Origin of the sequence: Pantoea sp. BAV 3049, from assembly GCF_009765445.1 — a bacterium.
Classification (GTDB): Bacteria; Pseudomonadota; Gammaproteobacteria; order Enterobacterales; family Enterobacteriaceae; genus Erwinia.
On record NZ_WHOY01000031.1, the window covers coordinates 3661150 to 3679805 of the forward strand.

At 55.2% G+C, this 18656-nt stretch carries 15 protein-coding genes and 1 other annotated feature; of the genes, 7 read left to right on the forward strand and 8 right to left on the reverse strand.

Features of this window, described 5'->3' with window-relative positions; translation table 11 throughout:
* Positions 1-87 precede the first annotated feature (87 nt).
* Both GSQ70_RS18165 and GSQ70_RS18170 read right to left on the reverse strand, forming a co-directional pair.
* A complete protein-coding gene (locus tag GSQ70_RS18165; RefSeq protein ID WP_158783845.1) occupies positions 88-960 on the reverse strand; it encodes a DUF6024 family protein in 873 nt (290 codons plus the stop codon).
* Complete coding sequence (locus tag GSQ70_RS18170) at positions 960-1358, reverse strand: NUDIX domain-containing protein (RefSeq protein ID WP_158783846.1); 399 nt, start codon at positions 1356-1358, stop codon at positions 960-962. The genes GSQ70_RS18165 and GSQ70_RS18170 overlap by 1 nt, the downstream gene beginning before the upstream one ends.
* Before the next feature lie 346 nt (positions 1359-1704).
* Between GSQ70_RS18170 and GSQ70_RS18175 the strand changes: the two genes are divergently transcribed.
* Positions 1705-2580: a LysR family transcriptional regulator gene (locus GSQ70_RS18175; protein WP_158785364.1), complete on the forward strand. Its 876-nt coding sequence runs from the start codon at positions 1705-1707 to the stop codon at positions 2578-2580.
* Between the two features lie 88 nt (positions 2581-2668).
* On the opposite strand, the gene htpG is transcribed toward GSQ70_RS18175, so the two are convergent.
* The 4 genes from htpG to dnaX all read right to left on the reverse strand — a co-directional run bounded on the left by htpG (position 2669) and on the right by dnaX (position 7554).
* Positions 2669-4546: a molecular chaperone HtpG gene (gene htpG / locus GSQ70_RS18180; protein ID WP_158783847.1), complete on the reverse strand. Its 1878-nt coding sequence runs from the start codon at positions 4544-4546 to the stop codon at positions 2669-2671.
* Between the two features lie 98 nt (positions 4547-4644).
* Complete coding sequence (gene recR / locus GSQ70_RS18185) at positions 4645-5250, reverse strand: recombination mediator RecR (protein WP_158783848.1); 606 nt, start codon at positions 5248-5250, stop codon at positions 4645-4647.
* Complete coding sequence (locus tag GSQ70_RS18190; protein WP_158785365.1) at positions 5250-5579, reverse strand: YbaB/EbfC family nucleoid-associated protein; 330 nt, start codon at positions 5577-5579, stop codon at positions 5250-5252. Before GSQ70_RS18190 ends, recR begins: the two co-directional genes overlap by 1 nt.
* A gap of 43 nt (positions 5580-5622) precedes the next feature.
* Entirely contained in the window at positions 5623-7554 is a 1932-nt protein-coding gene (gene dnaX / locus GSQ70_RS18195; RefSeq protein ID WP_158783849.1) for a DNA polymerase III subunit gamma/tau, read from the reverse strand.
* Positions 6217-6278 (reverse strand) — a sequence feature (DnaX frameshifting element). (Overlaps the previous gene by 62 nt.)
* Positions 7555-8037: 483 nt before the next feature.
* Between dnaX and GSQ70_RS18200 the strand changes: the two genes are divergently transcribed.
* Positions 8038-11613 (forward strand): autotransporter outer membrane beta-barrel domain-containing protein, encoded by a 3576-nt coding sequence (locus GSQ70_RS18200; protein ID WP_158783850.1) that lies wholly within the window; start codon positions 8038-8040, stop codon positions 11611-11613.
* A gap of 63 nt (positions 11614-11676) precedes the next feature.
* On the opposite strand, the gene apt is transcribed toward GSQ70_RS18200, so the two are convergent.
* On the reverse strand, positions 11677-12228 hold the full coding sequence (gene apt / locus GSQ70_RS18205; protein ID WP_158783851.1) for an adenine phosphoribosyltransferase: 552 nt from the start codon (positions 12226-12228) through the stop codon (positions 11677-11679).
* Between the two features lie 207 nt (positions 12229-12435).
* On the opposite strand from apt, the gene priC reads away from it, so the two are divergent.
* Genes priC through rsmS form a run of 3 tightly spaced genes read left to right on the forward strand, consistent with a single transcriptional unit; the run spans position 12436 to position 13418 of the window.
* Positions 12436-12966: a primosomal replication protein PriC gene (priC, locus tag GSQ70_RS18210; protein WP_158783852.1), complete on the forward strand. Its 531-nt coding sequence runs from the start codon at positions 12436-12438 to the stop codon at positions 12964-12966.
* A 39-nt stretch (positions 12967-13005) separates the two neighbouring features.
* The gene (locus GSQ70_RS18215; protein ID WP_158783853.1) at positions 13006-13251 is read left to right on the forward strand and encodes a GlsB/YeaQ/YmgE family stress response membrane protein; all 246 of its coding nucleotides are present in this window, start codon (positions 13006-13008) and stop codon (positions 13249-13251) included.
* A 17-nt stretch (positions 13252-13268) separates the two neighbouring features.
* On the forward strand, positions 13269-13418 hold the full coding sequence (gene rsmS, locus GSQ70_RS18220; protein WP_158783854.1) for a pleiotropic regulatory protein RsmS: 150 nt from the start codon (positions 13269-13271) through the stop codon (positions 13416-13418).
* A gap of 12 nt (positions 13419-13430) precedes the next feature.
* Here rsmS and acrR read toward each other — a convergent pair whose 3' ends face one another.
* Positions 13431-14072 carry a multidrug efflux transporter transcriptional repressor AcrR gene (acrR, locus tag GSQ70_RS18225; protein WP_158783855.1) on the reverse strand — a complete coding sequence of 214 codons (642 nt, stop codon included), beginning with the start codon at positions 14070-14072 and terminating at the stop codon, positions 13431-13433.
* A 140-nt stretch (positions 14073-14212) separates the two neighbouring features.
* Between acrR and GSQ70_RS18230 the strand changes: the two genes are divergently transcribed.
* Entirely contained in the window at positions 14213-15397 is a 1185-nt protein-coding gene (locus GSQ70_RS18230; protein WP_158783856.1) for an efflux RND transporter periplasmic adaptor subunit, read from the forward strand.
* A gap of 17 nt (positions 15398-15414) precedes the next feature.
* Positions 15415-18567, forward strand: coding sequence for an efflux RND transporter permease subunit (locus tag GSQ70_RS18235; protein WP_158783857.1), 3153 nt, complete (start codon positions 15415-15417; stop codon positions 18565-18567).
* The last annotated feature ends 89 nt before the right edge of the window (positions 18568-18656 follow it).

The window sequence follows — 18656 nt, forward strand, 5'->3', positions numbered from 1 at the left end:
CAACGCTTGATTGCCACACCTGTCCTCCCGTAAGGGATCAAAAGGAGATAAATACACTTTTCGGAAAATCGGCTATAAATTGCTCGCTCAGAGCGCCCACAAGCGGCTGAGGGTTTGTTCAACCTCATCGGTCATATCGACACGCCTTTTACCCTCCCCTCTGGACCAGCAGGAGAGGCGAAGCGTGCGCGAGTGAGTAAAGTAGCTGGCCCCTGCTGCTTTCAGTTGCTTTTGCAAAACCTCGCTCAGTGAAGGCACGGTGAAACAGCTGAACGGCAGATTGGGATCGCTGATGGAGACAAAATCCATCCCCGCCACATCCCTCATTTGAACTTTTCTGACCTGGGCCACGTTATAAGGCAGCCAGCTCCCGCTCTGAATCGTGCACAGCGCTTCATCCAGTGGTTTGCTGGAGGCGGTTGACTCTTCAAACAGCCTCAGCTCACTGCGCAGTACCGTACTGAAATCTCCCGGACGCAGCGCAATAATCGCCAGACCGACGGCCAGTGAAGCATGCTTGTGCAGCGGCGCGACAAAAATGGAGCTGTGTGCAGTAAGAGTACTGTGCAGGTTGGTAGCGAAACTTTGCGAAGCATCCACGACACCCTTTCCTTTGCAGTGACTCAGTGAGTTCACCGTGCCGGTGTAAGGGTTCACATGGGTGATGATTGGCGCATTACCTGGCTCGTTAAACTGCGAAGCCGGGTGGTGAAACAGCTCGCTGACCGTCTGAAAATGGGCGTGTTTCGCCAGGCACAGCGTAGTCTCCTGCTTATGAAACAGGTGTGAAAGGATCACCAGCCCGACCCGGACCGACTGAACAAAAAAAATATCGTAATCCTGCAGCTTGTAGAGCCGGGACAGCTTTTCCCGCAGCTCATCTCTTTTCATGCGTGCCTGCAGGTAAAAGTGTTCACCGTGGCGCTGACGCAGCTGGGGAGAAAAGGAAGAAGCGTCCATTAGTCGATTAACTCTTGTTGATAAAGTAGTGGCATAACGTTGTCGCGATAAACCGGGCCGATCGGGATTTCGCAAGGTGGCTGGCGGTGATTGACCCAGGCCATCGCGAGGATGTTTATGTCAAGCGCGGGCTGACCACTCAGACCAACCTGATAAACGTGATTTTCGATCGTCAGAGATCCCTGCGCGTCACGGCTGAAAAACAAACCAAAGGGCCGGAAGGTCTGGATCTCTCCCCTCAGCGTTTCGTACAGCTCGCGCCTGAGGCAGCTGAGGTGATCTTCACCGGCAGCAGGCTGGTCACCGGGCAGCATAAAAAGCGGCGAATCTGGCTTACGAACCAGCAACAGGGAGCGATTCTGAATAATGATGGCGGCACAGCGGACGAGAATGCTCATCTACGCTGCAACCGGGAAAAGTGATGTACCGACGTGATGTGAACAGGGATACCTTGTAACATCAAATAACATGCCACTGACTGTTTCCCTTCACCACCCAAAAAAATGACGGGCCATGGTTTTCCGGAATAGTGTTTTTTCATTTTTACCTTCCTTCAACCTGCAACTGGCTGTCATTGACGAGATATCAGGAAATTGGGTGCTGTGTGCGATCCCTTTCCCGGATGGTGTCGTTTCGCTGTCGTGCAGGTATCCCCGTCACGCAGGCCAGAGTAAGGAAAAGAGGCTGGACTTTAAATTGATATAAACAGACACTCCCTGTTAGTTTTTCTCACAGAGATCGATGATGCCCGACCTTCCCTCACTCCGCGCCCTGCACTACTTCCATCAGGCAGCTTTGCACCAGAGTTTCAGCCAGGCTGCCCAGTCGCTGAACGTCACCCACAGCGCCGTCAGCCATCAAATCAAGCAACTGGAAGAGTGGCTGGGTAAGCCGCTGTTTCTGAGGGCCAGCGGGCGGGTGCAGCTCACCTCAGAGGGCGAACGCCTGAAAGTGTGTTGTATACAGACCTTTCGGGAAATTGAGGTGACCTGCGAGAAGATCCGCGCCAGCAATCTCAACAGCCTCTCGGTCTCCTGCGCGCCCAGCTTCCTGGCTCAACGGCTGATCCCGCGCATCAGCCGCTTCAGTGAACGGCACAAAAATATTGCCCTGACCTTTCAGACACATGTGGAGATTGACAAAGTACGCAGCAAACAGACCGATGTGCTGATCCTCAGCCATGAACAGAGCGTGCAGGAGGATATTGCCGCCACGCTGATCACCGTCGATTATATCGGGCCGGTCTGCTCGCCAGATTTTGGCTATCACGTCACCTATGCCAGCGACTTCTCCACCTTGCCTCTGTTGCATGCCGATACCAAACTGCATGCCTGGGCGGAATGGGCAAAGAAAACCGGGGCAAAGGGGGATTTCTGGGCGGGAAAACACTTCGATAATCTGACCCTGGGGATCCAGGCCGCGCGAAACGGGCTGGGAATTATCATGACGCCGCAGATTCTGGTGAAGAAAGAGATCCGGGAAGGTACGCTGATTGCGCCGTTGGGGTTTGCTGAAGTGGACAGGGCGACCTGGATGATGGTGAAAGCGACGCGCAAAGATGAGCCGGAAATTGAGATGTTCCGGCGCTGGCTGCTGGAAGAAGCGGGGATGGTCGGCTGAGAAAGCGGGCGGAATAAACGCCGCCCGTGGATCAATTATTGCTCCCTGAGTGGACGAATTTGTTCGCCCACTCAGGTGCCGGCGACAATTAGCCCAGCAGCAGCTGGTTCATGCGGCGGATAAACAGGTTTGGATCTTCCAGCGTGCCGCGCTCGGCAAACATCGCCTGATCCAGCAGCAGCTCAACCCACTCCGCAAAGCGGGTTTCATCCTGCGTGTCCGCAGCACGTTTAACCAGCGCGTGATCCGGGTTTAGCTCGAACAGATACTTCACTTCCGGTACGTCCTGACCCGCAGCAGCGAACAGCTTCGCCATCTGGGTACTCATGTCGTTGGCTTCGGTGGTGACAATCGCCGGAGTATCGGTCAGGCGATGCGTCAGACGCACTTCCTTCACGCGGTCACCCAGCAGCGCCTTCACGCGCTCCACGAACGGCTCCAGCGCCTTCTGTGCCTCTTTCTGCTCTTCGCTCTCTTCCTCATCGGCCAGCTTAGACAGCGCCTCGTCCGCTTTGCTGACGGACTGGAACGACTTGCCGTCAAACTCGGTGAGGTAGCTCATCATCCACTCATCAATGCGATCGGACAGCAGCAGCACTTCGATGCCTTTCTTGCGGAACAGCTCCAGGTGCGGGCTGCTTTTCGCTGCCGCATAGCTGTCAGCAGTGATGTAATAAATCTTATCCTGACCCTCAACCATGCGGCTGACATAGTCTTCCAGCGACACGGTCTGTACTGCCCCTTCGCTGCTGGTGGAAGCAAAACGCAGCAGTTTAGCGATGATGTCGATGTTATTCGCATCTTCCGCCGGGCCTTCTTTCAGCACCAGGCCGAACTGCTGCCAGAACTGCTGATACTTCTCTTCGTCATCCTTCGCCACTTTTTCCAGCATCTGCAGCGCACGCTTGCTCAGGGCGTTACGCAGGTTCTGGGTAATGCGGCTGTCCTGAAGGATCTCACGGGAGACGTTCAGCGGCAGATCGCTGGAATCTATCAGGCCACGTACGAAACGCAGGTAGTTCGGCATAAACTGTTCGGCATCGTCCATGATAAACACGCGCTGCACGTACAGTTTCAGGCCGTGCTTGTGGTCGCGGTTCCACATATCCCACGGAGCCTGGGTCGGGATATACAGCAGGCTGGTGTATTCCTGCTTCCCTTCCACCCGATTATGGCTCCAGGTCAACGGATCGGCAAAATCATGGGAGACGTGCTTGTAGAATTCTTTGTACTCCTCCTCGCTGATGTCCGACTTGTTGCGGGTCCACAACGCCTGGGCTTTGTTGATCTTCTCCCAGCTGGTGGTGTCGTCTTCTTCGTTGCGGGTTTCGATTTCCACCGGCAGCGCAATGTGGTCGGAATACTTGCTGATGATGCTGCGCACGCGCCAGGCATCGAGGAATTCATCCTCACCTTCACGCAGGTGCAGGGTGATCTCGGTTCCCCGCTCATCTTTGCTGATATCGGCGATGGTGTATTCACCCTCGCCCGCTGATTCCCAGAACACACCTTCATCGGCGCTGGCACCGGCTGCACGGGTACGCACGGAAACCTTATCGGCCACGATAAACGCGGAGTAGAAACCGACGCCGAACTGACCGATCAGTTGGCTGTCTTTCGCCTGATCCGAGCCCATCGACTCCAGGAAGGATTTGGTGCCGGATTTGGCTATAGTGCCCAGGTTTTCAATGACTTCGTCACGTGTCATCCCGATGCCATTGTCGCTCAGCGTCAGGGTCCGGTTTTCCTTATCAACAGAAACCCTTACGCGCAGGTCGCCGTCGCCCTGATAGAGATCCGGCGTTGACAGAGCGCGGAAGCGCAACTTGTCGGCGGCATCAGAGGAGTTGGAGATCAGCTCTCGCAGGAAGATTTCTTTGTTTGAGTAGAGGGAATGGATCATCAGGTGCAGAAGCTGTTTTACCTCTGACTGGAAGCCACGCGTCTCTTGTCCTTTCATGGTCATTGCTACCTCATCGGAAACGTATTGGTATAGGTTGAGGTGAAGAATGGGGGCAGTTGGCAGGATTTCAAGACGGCACGATGGATCGTGCCGCTGAATGACTAAAATCTAATCTTGTGTCGCCCGGCAAGAGAGTGCGACAGCGTGGTGCCATCAACCATCTCCAGCTCGCCGCCAACCGGTACGCCGTGAGCGATGCGGCTGGCTTCAACGCCATACTGCCCGCATATTTCAGCGATGTAGTTTGCGGTCGCCTCCCCTTCCACCGTGGGATTGGTGGCGAGGATCACTTCCTGAATCGTCTCTTTCTCCAGCCGCTGTTCCAGCCGGTCCAGTCCGATATCATTGGGACCAATACCATCGAGTGGGGAAAGGTGGCCCATCAGCACAAAGTAGCGACCGGCGAACTGCCCGGTCTGCTCGATGGCATAAATGTCCGCCGGACTTTCCACCACGCAGATCAGGCCGTTTTGCTGACGGCGCGGATTGGCACAGATGGTGCAAATTTCCTGCTCGGTAAATGTCCGGCAGTCAGCACAGTGGCCAATTTCAGACATCGCACGTGTCAGGGCCTGCGCCAGGCGCATCCCGCCGCTGCGGTCACGCTGCAGTAGCTGGAAGGCCATGCGTTGGGCCGATTTCGGCCCGACGCCGGGCAGGCACCGCAGCGACTCCATCAGGCTTTCAAGGAGCGGGCTGGTTTGCATCAGAACGGCATCTTGAAGCCAGGCGGCAGCTGCATCCCGTTAGATACGCCAGCCATTTTTTCTTTCTGCGCTTCAGCAATACGACGTGCTGCATCGTTAAAGGCTGCAGCAATCAGATCTTCCAGCATGTCTTTGTCATCTTCCAGCAGGCTGGGATCCACTTCCACGCGACGGCAGTTGTGTGCGCCATTGATGGTGACCTTCACCAGGCCCGCGCCTGATTCGCCGGTGACTTCAAGCGCCGCGATCTCTTCCTGCACCTGCGCCATCTTGTCCTGCATTTGCTGGGCCTGCTTCATCAGGTTACCCAGTCCGCCTTTTCCAAACATAGTTTTCTCTCTCAGATCGGGCCGCGCCCGGAAGCGCAGCGTTTCAAAGGGGCCGTATACTCTCTTCATCCACATCTGCATCGAAAAACCGACGCAGCGTCTGAATATGATTATCCGCGATAATTGACTGACGCGCCTGCGCCAGCTTTTCTTCATAAATTTTCTGACGCCACTCCAGCGGAGTTAACACCGCGGGATTATCGTCTTCAAGCAGCGTTAATTCAACCGGCTGACCTGCCGCCTCGCTCAGCACCTCGGTAAGAACTTTCTGTGCCGAAGGGGTATTCAGGTGGCGCTGGCTGGAGCGAAGATGCAGTGTGATACCGCTTTCTGTCTGCTCTTTCCAGGCGTTCAGCGCCAGTTGCTGCACCAGTTTCGGCAGCGTCAGCCCGGCAATTTCCGCCGCCCAGGCATCACGCTGCTGCGATTCTGCCGCCAGTTTCACCATCAGTTCCGGGGTCTTTTCATGCTCCAGCGCCGTGCGTAAAGCCTTTGGCGTGGCTACCGGTTCTGGCTTCACTTCGGCGGTTTGCGCCTTCCAGCGATAAGCTTCTTTTTTTACCGGCACGGCAGGCTCAGCGGCAGCCTGCCGCTTCTGACCGCGCTCGGTAACTGAAGCCAACCGCTCCAGTGCCGAACTTGCCGGCCGCGCATTCTGCGCTGCCGGCTCACTCTTTTTTGGTTTGGTCACTCCCTGCTGGCGCATTAACTGTGTTCGCGCCTGCAGTAGCTGGCTGGTGGTATCAGGCAAATTCGCCTGAGGCTCTGCCGCCTGCACCGTATGGGCCGGCGTATCGGCGGCCGGGGCGACGGCAGGTCTGCTCTGAACTGGTGAAGGCTGGGCCTGTGGGATCATTGCAGGGCGGGCCACCGGTTCGGCAATCACCTGTTTAGGATGAAAGGCCAGCGCACGCAACAGCGTCATCTCCACACCCATACGACGATCCGGTGCCAGCGGCAGCTCTTTACGCCCCATCAGCAGAGTCTGGTAATAAAGCTGGACATCCGCAGGGGGTAATACTCTGGCCAGTTCGCGCAGACGCTGTTCTACAGCGGCAAAATCGTCGCCGGACGCCGAGGGCAGCAGTTGGATCATCGCCACACGGTGCAACAACGTCAGCATTTCCACCAGTAACGCTTCCCACTCCACGCCCCGCGAAGCGGCCTGGTTAAGCAGTGACATCACCTGCTCGCCTTCAGCATTGACCAGCGCCTCAATCATCGCCAGCGGCTGTTCGTCATCAAGCGTGCCGAGCATATCGTTTACGGTGGCCGTGGTCACCTGCCCCTGCCCCATAGCAATCGCCTGATCCGTCAGGCTCAGCGCATCACGCATGCTGCCGTCGGCCGCTCTGGAGAGCAGTTGCAGCGCCCGAGCTTCCGCTGCAATCTTCTCCTCCTGCAGAACGTGCTCCAGCTGACCACGGATCTGCGCCACATCCAGTGCCTTAAGATGGAACTGCAGACAGCGGGAAAGAATGGTAACCGGCAGTTTTTGTGGATCGGTGGTTGCCAGCAGGAATTTCACGTGCTCCGGAGGCTCTTCCAGCGTTTTTAGCAGCGCATTGAAACTGTGCCGCGAAAGCATATGAACTTCATCGATCAGGTAGACCTTAAAGCGGCCGCGGGCAGGCGCATACTGGACGTTGTCCAGCAGGTCCCGGGTGTCTTCAACTTTGGTACGTGAGGCGGCGTCAATCTCAATCAGGTCAACGAAGCGACCCTGTTCGATCTCACGACAATTATCGCATTGCCCACAGGGGGTGGCAGTGATGCCGGTTTCACAGTTCAACCCTTTAGCGAGCAGCCGGGCAATGGTGGTTTTGCCCACGCCGCGCGTACCGGAAAACAGATAAGCGTGATGAATACGGCCAAGGGAGAGGCCATTAGCCAGCGCGGTCAGAACGTGCTCCTGACCGACAACATCTGTAAACGCTTGCGGACGCCACTTGCGGGCCAGTACCTGATAGCTCATTAACACTTCATCGTTGATGGATAAATAATTGACCTAAACCTCGTTAAACCGCAGTTTAGCCTTGATTCGTTACTTCGCGACAGTGTACCAGTACGTTTGATGCCATTCCTATACCTTTGAGTAAATCATGCCAATGAAGGCCACCACCCCAGACTTTCAGGAAGCACATTTAACAACAATCAGAACCTGATTCACAAATTCAAACCAAATAAACCCAATAATAACCTGATAATCATTAAAATAAACAGTATCAATTTCTAACTGTCCTAATTAAAATCAAAGAAGAAAGAAAAGGTGTTATTTTATTTTGGACCCAAAAAGACATCGGAATGATAAAATAAATTACCCTTTGAAATCAGCGTGAATAGTATATTTTCGATTTTAATGTTTTTTACTACCCTATGATAATAGTCGATTTTTATAATAATCAGTGTAACGGATACACTTAATACCTTGTTAACAAAAAGATAATGGAATATAAAAATGCAAAAACAAAATGCCAAAAAGGGCCCCACCCTTCTCGCTGTAAGCTCCCATCATCCCTTTATTAAAGCTATCAATACGATCGCCATTATCAGTCTTCCTTTTCTTGGAACGATGAATATCACTTATGCCAGTGAAGATGTGGCCATCGGGACTCAGGGTGGAAGTGGCGGCAGCGGAAGCTCAGCCAGCAGCGCAGGGGGGGCCACGAACGGAAGCAATGGCAGCAGCGGGGCTAATGCCAATGGTGCCAGCAGCGGAGGTAACGGCAGTAATGGAGTAACCGGCGGAAATGCCGCCAGTGGCACTTCAGGCATCAACGGTAATGATGGTGCTGCCGGAACGGATGCAACCTCTGCTTTACGCAATGTAAAAGGCCAGCTCGGTACACTGCAAATTGGCGGTGCCGGTGGTGAAGGCGGAGCCGCAGGCCAGGCCTCAGCAGGAACGGCCGGAGGAACCGGCGGCGCGGGAGGTAACGGTGGCAATGGTGGCTCGACAGGTTCCGGTGGCGATGGCGGCGACGGAGGAAATGGCGGTAACGGCGGTAATGGCGCGGATGGCGGCAACGGCGGCGTCGGTGCTGCTGGCGGTAACGGCAACCTGACCATCACCTCCAGTAATTTTACCACCACGACGGCCACGATTGGCGGAACAGGTGGCAATGCCAGTAGCGGAGAAGCGGGCCAGGCTGGCGGAAACGGCGGCGCAGGTAACAGCGGCGGCGAAGCTGGTGTGGATGGCCTTCAGGCCGCAGGTGGTCTGCCTGGTTATGGTGGGAAAGGCGGCAACGGCGGGAAAGGCGGTAACGGCGGCAGTGGTGCAAACGGTGCATCAGGCGGCACTGGCAGCCTGACGCTGAACAGCACCACGATGACCGTCAAAAGTGCGTTAACACTTGGTGGTAATGCCGGTGCAGGTTCCAACGGCGGCAACGGCGCGACCGGCGGTAAGGGCGGCGATGCAGGTAAAACCTCTGAGGATTACGTTGACACCAATATCACCGGTGAAGTGGGTGACAGCGGAAACGGCGGAACGGCCGGAGCGGGTGGCAACGGCGGCCAGGGTGCTGACGGCGGCAACGGCGGCGCAGGTACACTGACGCTGACTAACAGCGCCGTAACCGCGCAGTCAGTTGCTCTTGGTGGCAATGGTGCCAACGGTGGCAACGGCGGAAACAGCGGGACGAACGGAAAATCCGGTGCCGTTGACGTCACTGCATCAGCAGGTGCCGGTGCAGCGGGCGGCAAAGGCGGTAACGCAGGCAATGGCGGCACAGCGGGTGCAGGCTCACTGGTTGTCAGCAGCAGTACGCTCAATGTGACCAGCGGGATCCAGGTTGGTGGCGTCGGCGGTAACGGTGGTAATGGTGGCGCCCTGCAGGGCAGCTCCGCAGCCGGAACCGGCGGCAATGGTTCCGATGGTGCATCCGGTACCCTGACCTTCACCAACAGCGTCATCAATAACAAAGGTACGCTGACGCTGGGGGGCCAGGGTGGCAGCGCCGGTGACGGTGGTATTACCAACGGAGCCAGAGGCAGATCGGGCAACGGCGGCGCGGCAGGCAATGGCGGCGACGGTACTGCTATCTTTGAGAGCGGCAGTGGGCAGATTGGTAGTGATGTCCAGATCGGCGGTCTGAATGGCAGCAAAGATGGCGTGTTGAACAGCGGTTCGCTGGTACAGTCAGCGGGACTGGGCGGTGCCGGATTGCTGGAAATCCGCGGTGGCACCTTCACCGCCGGAACGCTGACACTGGGGGTGGCAAATCTGTGGAGTGCACTGACAGATACCCTGACCAGCGCAGAAAATCAGTTCCTGCAGAGTGGTGGCACATTCCAGGTTGGCAGCACCGTGTTGAATAATGGTAGCCTGACTATCAGCAATGGTACTTACGCCAGCCAGACCCTGGAAGCGAATCAGGGCACGCTGACCGTCAGTGGTGACGGTACCGCCATCTTTGGCTCAACTGAACTGGACGCCAACAACTGGCAGGAAAACGTGGCGCTGATGCAGCAGGATCGCCAACTGACCTTTAACGGCAAGCTGATCCTGAGCGGCGACACGACTCTGGATCTCTCCAGCCCTGACCTGAACTGGCGCGTGGGCGGCGATGAGTTCACTTACGGCCTGGGGGACTCTTCCCTGACCGTGGTCAATGCCCGTTCCTATATCGATTCCGGCAACGCGGCGCTCTCTCTGGGTTATGGCCAGATTGATAAAAACGCCTACCTGCTGGTGATGACGGATGGCGGCGTTACGGCCGGAGAGACGTTCACGGCGGTAACCGGGTCTGGCCTGCAGGGGGAGGTTTCTCCAGCCTGGCAGGATGCCAACATCAGTACCACCAGCAGGTTGCTGACCGCGAAACAGACCGCCGGAACGGATGCCACGCAGATCACCATTGAAAATGCCGATCTCAGCACCAGCCTCCCAAGACTCTCATTCAGGACGGCCAGCCTGATGAATGCAATGAGCAGCCAGATCGGGGTGGATGTAAATGCTGACAATGCGGCACAGCAATTCGTGTCGAAAGCGATGGATGTCCGTTATGTCAGCGATGCCGGAACGGCTGCACGTCTGATCGAATCAGCGGTGAATATGGCCTCAATTGCCAACGTGGCCGGAACCAGCTTCCAGGTCATGTCAGCCACCGCGAAAACCCTGTCCAGGCATCTGTCAGAGGGACAACACTTCTTCAAAGGCACACCGCTTGAAGAAGGGTTCAACCTGTGGACTTCCCTGCTGTATGACAACAGCCGCCTGTCTGGCTATAACTCTGGAGGCTTTGATGCCAAAACCAAAACATGGCTGGGTGGCATCTTTATTGGCGGTGAGGATACACTGATCACCGAGGCGGGTGGGATCCTGAAAACGGGCGGATCACTGAACATTGGTAAAGGGAAAAGCAAAGCCAGCGGCAACCTCTACCCGGTGAAGAACGACATCGATTTCTGGGGCGCTTCCCTGTACGGCAGCTGGATCAAAGAGAACTGGAACCTGATTGGCGACCTGAACTTCTCCAGCGTCAGCCACAGCATGAAGCAATCGCTCGACCCGGTGACCGGTTATTCAACCCTGTCCGGGGATGCAAAATCGACGATTATCAGCGCCGGTCTGACCCGCGAGTATGTGTTTGAAACCGAATACGTCGACATTATGCCGCACCTTGGCATTCGTTATACCCTGCTGAAAAACGACGGTTTCAATGCCACAAGTGAAGGGAAAACGCTGTTTAAAAACGGGTCTAACTCTCTGTCTCTGTGGTCTGTGCCGCTGGGTGTCAGCTTAAGCAAAGAGTACAAGAATGACTCTGGCTACACGCTGAAACCGGCACTGGATTTCTCCTACATCGCGACCGGCGGTGACACAACCAGTGGCACCAAAGTGTCAATGGAAGGCGTCAGCGGCTCAGCATGGAGTGAATCCCGTATCGCTGACAGCTCGGCATACGCGGCCAGCGCCGGTATTCAGTTGCAGAAAGGCAATATGACTTACGGTCTGGGCTACGGCGTCCAGAAGTCATCCAATGAAACGTCTCAGGCCGTTTCTGCTTCATTCAACCTGAAGTTCTGATGATAAAAAAGGCTGGTTACGCAAAGTAACCAGCCTTTTTCAGCAGCTCGCTGCCAGAAGATATTAGTGGCCCGGGAAATTCACCAGGCTGAAGCACTCAATCCCCATCGCGTTCAGGCGCGCTTCCCCGCTCAAATCGAACAGGTTAATGATAAAAGCGGCATCTTTCACTTCACCACCGGCACGACGGATCAGTTTCGCTGTGGCTTCGATCGTTCCACCTGTTGCCAGCAAATCGTCCACCACCAGCACAACATCACCCTCCGCGATCGCATCGCAGTGCAGCTCTAACTGGTCGGTACCGTATTCCAGCTCATAGCTTTCGGCAAACGTTTTGCGCGGCAGTTTGCCCGGCTTACGCACAGGAACAAAACCCACGCCCAGTCCTAACGCCACCGGAGCACCGAACAGGAAGCCACGGGCTTCGGTTCCCACCACTTTGGTGATGCCAGCATCACGGAAACGATCAACCAACAGTTCAATACTGAGTGCGTACGCTTTTGGATCTTCCAGCAGGCTGGTCACGTCGCGGAACAGAATGCCCGGCTTTGGATAATCCGGGATGCTTTTGATACTGTTTTTAAGGAATTCAAGCTGCTGAGCAGTTGCGGTCATAATGTTATGCCTGGTAAATACAAATCTGACTCGCGCAGCTTCAGAGGCTCTTGCGAACTGATTCGCAGAGCCTGACGGACCATCTGGGGGGAAGCCGCGCACGAAAACGACCAAATCTATGCAAACCGGCCGGTAAATGCAACCGCGGAAAGCAAAAGTAGCTCAGATAAGGGTATCATATTCTGGCTGATTACCGGAGAGAACAAGATGAAAAGTGCCCACCTGCTGGCGCAGTTAGAAGCAAAGCTGGAAGAGCTGGCACAGGCTGTGGCGCCCCATGCGAATAAAAGAACGCCAAAGGCCCGTTTCGACAGCCAGCTGTTCCACAGCCACAGTACCCGACTGGGCGATTATCTGGAGGAAGTACGCCAGAGTCTGAACCAGCTGAAACAGAGTGTGAGCGCCCAGCGAACGGAGCGCGTAGCCTGGATGGCTGAACGGGTGGTGTTGCAGATGGGCGCACTTCAGCGGGAGCTGGCGACCCAGACTTTGCGCAAGGGAGAGACGCGAGAAGAGCCGGAAAGCGAAAACCTTTATGAAAAACTGGCGAAACATCAGGATTATGAGCGCCGCCTGCGCGCCATGATTGCGGACCGGGAAAGCCAGCTGGCGCTGCAGGAGACGCTGGCCCAGCAGCAAACGCTGCAACGGGAGATCGCCACTCAGGAGGGCCGCTTACAGCGTTGTCAGCAGGCGCTGAAGAGAATTGAACGCGCCATTGAAAAACGTGAACACTAGCTATACTAGCTGCATACCATTTTTGACTGGAGACAACGGATGGGACTTCTCTCCTGGATCATCATCGGGTTACTGGTGGGTTTTGTCACCCGGCGTTTTTTCCCCGGACGCCCCGGCGGACTGGTCGCCACACTGGTCCTCGCTGTGGTCGGTGCATTGATCGGCGGCTATATCAGCGCCTTCTTTGATTACGGTACGCTGGCCGGAATGGATCCCAGAGCGATGCTGATTGCCCTGGCCGGTGCGCTGATTATGGTGCTGCTGGTCAGAAAACTGCGGATCTGAAGTTATTAAGGAACGCCATGTCGCTTGAAACCGCCCCGGAAGAAGTAAAGCTGGCCGTAGATTTGATTATGCTGCTGGAAGAGAATGCCATTGCGCCCCATACCGTGCTGGCTGCGCTGGCTATTGTACAGAGGGATTTTGAAAAAAAATTAGCCGATAAAAGTTAAGCGCTCCCCCTGTCAGGCCAGGAGAATACGTAATGAAGGGCTGTGTTTCAGCATATCGATCAGCACTTCCACCAGTTGCGGAGTGTCCGCGACCAGGTCAAAGCTTTCCGGCATAAACAACCAGTTTTCCATGATGCCGGTGATGTAGCCACGTATCACTATCGCCGTACGACGGGTATCCAGGTTTTCCGGCAGTTGACCAGCGGCCATACACTGACGCAGCACGTCTTCAATCTTCTCGTAACATTCAAGGTACAGAGTCTGCTGCATCATCTGTAAAGTGGTCATTTCACCCACGAACTCACATTTATGGAAAATAATTTCCAGAAGTGCACGTCTGCGGGTATCCCTGGCTGTTGCTTCAAGCACATACGAAATCATCGCCCGCATCACTGACAGTGGATCTGAGGGATATTTTAATTGATACTCAAGCTCTAAGTCTTCCAGTCCGGACTCGGACTGCGCCCATATTTCATTGAGCAGATCGGTTTTGTTTTTGAAATGCCAGTAGATTGCACCCCGCGTCACCCCCGCCGCAGTGGCGATGTCGGCCAGTGACGTTTTAGACACACCGTGTTCGGAGAATCTTTCAATTGCCGCATCAATGATGTGATTTCGCGTTTCTAATGCCTGTTGTTTGGTTTTTCGTGCCATAGGGGGATTTTTACAAAAAGGTGCACTTACATACATTTGCGAATGTATGTACCATAGCACGACCATAATTTAAACGCAGCAATGGGTTTATGGGTTTGTGATCCATTGAACAATCGATATCGGACACTCGAGGTTTATTTATGAACAAAAACAGAGGGATAACGCCTCTGGCGGCCGTTCTGATGCTTTCAGGCAGCTTAGTGCTGACAGGATGTGATAATAAAGAAGCGCAGCAAGGCGGACAGCAGCAGGCACCTGAAGTAGGTGTTGTTACGCTGAAAAGCGCTCCGCTTACCGTCACTACCGACCTCCCGGGTCGTACTTCCTCGTTCCGTGTTGCAGAAGTTCGCCCTCAGGTTTCGGGCATTATTTTAAAACGCAATTTCGTGGAAGGCAGCGATATCAAGGCTGGAGAATCTCTTTATCAGATTGACCCGGCTACTTATCAGGCGGCTTATGACAGCGCCAAAGGCGATTTAGTGCAGGCACAGGCCAATGCTCAGATCGCGGCCCTGACCGTGAAACGCTACAAACCTCTGCTGGGCACCAAATATATCAGCCAGCAGGATTATGATACTGCCGTTGCCACAGCGAGCCAGACCGCCGCTGCGGTACAGGTTGCAAAAGCCAACGTTGAAACTGCCCGTATCAACCTGGCCTATACCAAAGTGACTTCACCAATCAGTGGCCGCATTGGCAAATCTTCCGTGACGGAAGGTGCGCTGGTGCAGAGCGCACAGACCACTGCGCTGGCAACAGTACAGCAGCTTGACCCACTTTATGTCGACGTCACGCAGTCAAGTGAAGACTTTATGCGCCTGCGCTCAGAGCTGAACTCCGGCAAGTTACAACAAAACAACGGAAAAGCTCAGGTCAAACTGTTACTGCAGGATGGTAGCGAATACGCCCAGGCCGGAACATTGGAATTCTCTGATGTGACCGTGGATGAGACCACTGGCTCAATCACTCTGCGTGCGGTATTCCCTAACCCTGACCACTCTCTTCTGCCAGGCATGTTCGTGCGTGCCCGTCTGGATGAGGGAATCAACCCAAGCGCGCTGTTAGTGCCTCAGCAGGCGGTTACCCGCACGCCGACCGGCCAGGCAACCGCGATGGTGGTGGGTGCAGATAATAAAGTTGAAGTGCGCAATCTGACGACGGATCAGGCTATCGGCGATAAGTGGCTGGTGACCGGCGGTCTGAAAGAAGGCGACAAAGTGATCACCGTTGGTGTTCAGCGTGCCAAACCGGGTGCTCAGGTTACCCCGCAGGAAGTGAGTACAGACAGTGCCGGGCAGGCAAAGTCTGAACAACCGCAGTCTTAAACAGGAGCCGCTGATACATGGCTAAGTTCTTTATCGATCGCCCCATCTTTGCATGGGTAATCGCCATCATTATTATGCTGGCGGGCGTGCTGTCGATTCTAAAACTGCCGATCGAGCAATATCCCAATGTTGCGCCGCCGGCAGTGCAGATCCGCGCCGTTTACCCGGGAGCTGATGCGAAAACGCTGCAGGACTCAGTAACGCAGGTTATTGAGCAAAACATGAACGGTATCGATGGCCTGATGTATATGTCATCGAACAGCGACTCATCCGGGACTTTACAGCTGACCCTGACCTTCCAGTCAGGCACTGACCCGGATATCGCCCAGGTTCAGGTGCAGAACAAACTGCAGCTGGCAACGCCGTTACTGCCACAGGAAGTACAACAGCAGGGGATCCAGGTTCAGAAATCCTCCAGTAGCTTCCTGATGGTGGCCGGTTTCGTCAGTGATGATGGCAGCATGACGCAGAACGACATTTCGGACTACGTGGCCTCGAATATCAAAGATCCAATCAGCCGAACCCTCGGCGTGGGTGATACCCAGATCTTCGGTGCCCAGTACGCGATGCGCATCTGGATGGACCCGCACAAACTGAATAACTATCAGTTGACGCCGGTCGATGTCATCAGCGCTATTACCTCGCAGAACTCACAGGTTGCCGCTGGTCAGTTGGGCGGATCTCCGCCTATGCCGGGCCAACAGCTTAATGCCTCGATCATTGCGCAAACCCGTCTGACCTCGACCGACGAATTCGGCAAAATACTGCTGAAGGTTAATGCCGATGGATCGCGCGTGTTACTGAAGGACGTGGCGAAAATCGAGCTCGGCGGTGAAAACTACGAGATCATTGCGCGCTACAACGGCAAACCAGCGTCAGGTATCGGTATCAAACTGGCAACGGGCGCTAACGCACTGGATACAGCAGCAGCGGTAAAAGCGGAACTGGCCAAACTGGAACCGTTCTTCCCGGCCGGGCTGAAAACCGTTTACCCTTATGACACCACGCCATTCGTTAAAATTTCCATTATGGAAGTGGTGAAAACGCTGATCGAAGCGATCGTACTGGTCTTCATCGTGATGTACCTGTTCCTGCAAAACTTCCGCGCCACGTTGATCCCAACGATTGCGGTGCCGGTCGTGTTGCTGGGGACCTTTGCGATAATCAGTGCCTTCGGCTACTCGATAAACACCCTGACGATGTTCGGGATGGTGCTGGCTATAGGGCTGCTGGTGGATGATGCCATCGTGGTGGTGGAGAACGTCGAGCGTGTGATGTCCGAAGAGGGCCTGCCGCCGAAAGAAGCCACCAAGAAATCAATGGAACAGATCCAGGGCGCGCTGGTCGGTATTGCGCTGGTGCTCTCTGCGGTATTCATCCCGATGGCCTTCTTCGGTGGATCGACCGGGGTTATCTATCGTCAGTTCTCGATTACGATTGTGTCGGCAATGGTGCTGTCCGTTATTGTGGCGTTGATCCTGACGCCAGCGCTCTGCGCCACCATGCTTAAACCTGTCAAAAAAGGCGACCACGGCAAGACTACCGGGTTCTTCGGCTGGTTTAACCGTATGTTCGACAAGAGCACCCATCACTACACCGACAGCGTAGGCCACATTATTCGCAGTACCGGTCGCTATCTGGTGATCTATCTGCTGATCGTGGTGGGGATGGCGTATCTGTTCCTGAAGCTGCCGACCTCTTTCCTGCCGGAAGAAGATCAGGGGCTGCTGCTGGCTCAGGCCCAGTTGCCTGCGGGCGCAACTCAGGAGCGTACCGAGAAGGTGCTGGATCAGGTTACGGATTACTTCCTGACCAAAGAGAAAGATAACGTTCGCTCGGTCTTTACCGTTAACGGCTTTGGTTTTGCCGGTCGTGGACAGAACACCGGTATCGCCTTCGTCAGCCTTAAACCGTGGGACGAACGTGACGGAGCAGCTAACAAGGTCGACGGCATTGCCGGACGAGCCATGAAGGCCTTCGGCGCGATCAAAGATGCGATGGTGATCCCGTTCAACCTGCCCGCGATTATCGAACTGGGTAACGCCACCGGCTTTGACTTTGAGCTGATTGACCAGGCTAACCTGGGGCATGATGCGCTGACCAACGCCCGTAATCAGCTGCTGGGTTCAGTGGCCAAACATCCTGACACGCTGGTGGGTGTGCGTCCGAACGGTCTGGAAGATACGCCACAGTACAAGCTGACTATCGATCAGGAGAAAGCAGAAGCCCTTGGCGTCTCGATCTCTGACATTAATACCACGCTGGGTGCTTCGTGGGGCGGTTCCTACGTCAACGACTTCATCGACCGCGGTCGCGTGAAGAAGGTGTACGTAATGGGCCAGGCGGACTCCCGTATGCTGCCGGACGATATCAATAAATGGTACGTGCGTGGCTCCGGGGGGCAGATGGTGCCGTTCTCCGCTTTCGCTTCGGCGAAATGGCAGTACGGTTCACCGCGACTGGAACGTTATAACGGTCTGCCATCAATGGAAATCCTTGGTCAGGCAGCACCGGGCAAAAGCTCCGGTGAAGCAATGGGACTGATGGAACAGCTGGCGTCTCAGCTACCAGCGGGAATCGGCTATGACTGGACGGGAATGTCCTATCAGGAACGCCTGTCCGGTAACCAGGCCCCTGCCCTGTACGCCATCTCTCTGATTGTGGTGTTCCTGTGTCTGGCGGCACTGTATGAGAGCTGGTCGATACCGTTTGCGGTTATGCTGGTTGTTCCGCTCGGGGTTATTGGTGCGCTGATCTTTACCACGGTGCGTGGATTGAGTAATGACGTCTACTTCGTGGTGGGCCTGCTGACAACCATTGGGCTGTCGGCGAAGAACGCGATACTGATCGTGGAATTCGCCAAAGACCTGATGGAAAAAGAAGGCAAAGGCCTGGTGGAATCGACGCTGGAAGCGGTCCGTATGCGTTTGCGTCCGATTCTGATGACCTCACTGGCCTTTATCCTCGGCGTACTGCCGCTGACTATCAGTACCGGAGCAGGTTCCGGTGCGCAGAATGCGGTAGGTACCGGGGTAATGGGCGGGATGGTAACCGCGACTATTCTGGCAATCTTCTTTGTACCTGTGTTCTTTGTGGTGGTTCGCCGCCGCTTCAGCAAGAACAAGGAAGAGCTGGAACACGGTCATCCGGAAGAGCATCATCAGCACTAATCCCTGCTGTTAAACAAACTGAAGAGGCCGCTTATGCGGCCTCTTTTTTTTGGCCGCAGTGATTAAAGACGGGCTTTTACCTTCTACGT